The sequence below is a fragment of the Marinitoga sp. 1155 genome, assembly GCF_001021175.1.
Lineage (GTDB): Bacteria > Thermotogota > Thermotogae > Petrotogales > Petrotogaceae > Marinitoga.
This window is the reverse complement of record NZ_AZAX01000050.1, coordinates 1-1,243: the sequence shown is the minus strand read 5'-3', so window position 1 is coordinate 1,243 and position 1,243 is coordinate 1. Positions and strand designations below refer to the sequence as shown.

General features: G+C 25.7%; 1 protein-coding gene. It reads left to right on the top strand.

The genetic code is table 11. The features are described from left to right. On the top strand, positions 1 to 1,181 hold a 1,181-nt coding region (locus X274_RS10350), incomplete at its 5' end, for an SIR2 family protein (protein WP_047266760.1). Positions 1,182 to 1,243 lie beyond the last annotated feature (62 nt).

Sequence of the window (1,243 nt, the reverse complement as noted above, 5' to 3'; positions counted from 1 at the left end):
GTTGTGCATTAGAAATACAAAATGAGAAGTATGATCAAATTTTGTTTACTTCACAGCAATTACAAGATTGGAGAGATCGTCAATGGGCTGCTGATCTTTTTAGATTTAAATTAAGAAGTACAACTTTATTATTTGTTGGATATGGAAGTGATGAACCGCAGGTTTTGCATACTATTCAAAAGGTTTTTGAAGAAACAAAAGATGATTTTGATAATAATAATGTTGGTAGTGAAAATGATACTATTTTTAAGGAATATTCTAATATTCCAATTATATCATCATATGAAAAAGATCCATCTTTTGTTCATAAATATATTGCAAGGAGCTACTGTGAAAGCATTAAAAACATTAAAAATTCTAGTTGGAAAGATTTAATTTTGACAGAATCGACAGACGAAAATTTGAGTGCAGATAGTTTGATGAGAAAAATTTATAATGAAGTTTTAGTCAAATTAGTTTCAGAAGCATTGGATTATAGTTCTAAGGAAACAAACGCTACATTTACTGCATATGTTCCAATAGCGAAGTATTTATTAAAGAATATAAGAAAGAGTTTTAAGGATAATAAAAGTGATGGAGAAAAAAAGAAGTTTAAAGATTTAATTTTCAATATTGACGATAATTTAAAAATTCCATATCCGGAAATAATTAAATTTTTTTCGTATGTAAAAGGTGATGCTAAAAAATATTTTTCTGTAAGAAATAATAAAGAAGCATATTCGGAATTAATCTTTCTTTTATATATTTTATTCGAACTAGAAAATGGTGATATGGAACTAAAGGATAATTTTGTAAAAGTATTTAATAAGATTATATATTTTTCTTTTGACAAAAGTAATGTTTATGAAGAAGATAAAAGTAATAAAGATTTTATTTTGTTTTTATTGGGGAATGTATCGATTGTAGAAGATTCTGAGAGAATAAGAAAAAAGATTGAAAATGATAATTTAGAAAATAAGCATAAAGAAATAAGTATTCATAATGGTTATATCCTTACATGGAAAAGCATTTTTCAAGATTATGATGATTTAACTATTGAAGGTATTAAAAACAGAATTAAGGATTGTATTCAAAGGCCAAGAAAATATGTTGCAAAAGAACGAAAAAGTATTAATAAGCGATTTAAAAATTATAAATTAAGTTCTGAGAGGAGTAGTACAAATGATGTCTCTAATACATAACACCGAGCCTACGAGACTAAGGCGAATATTGTATGCTGCCTTATGCTTAAAAACAAATAAAA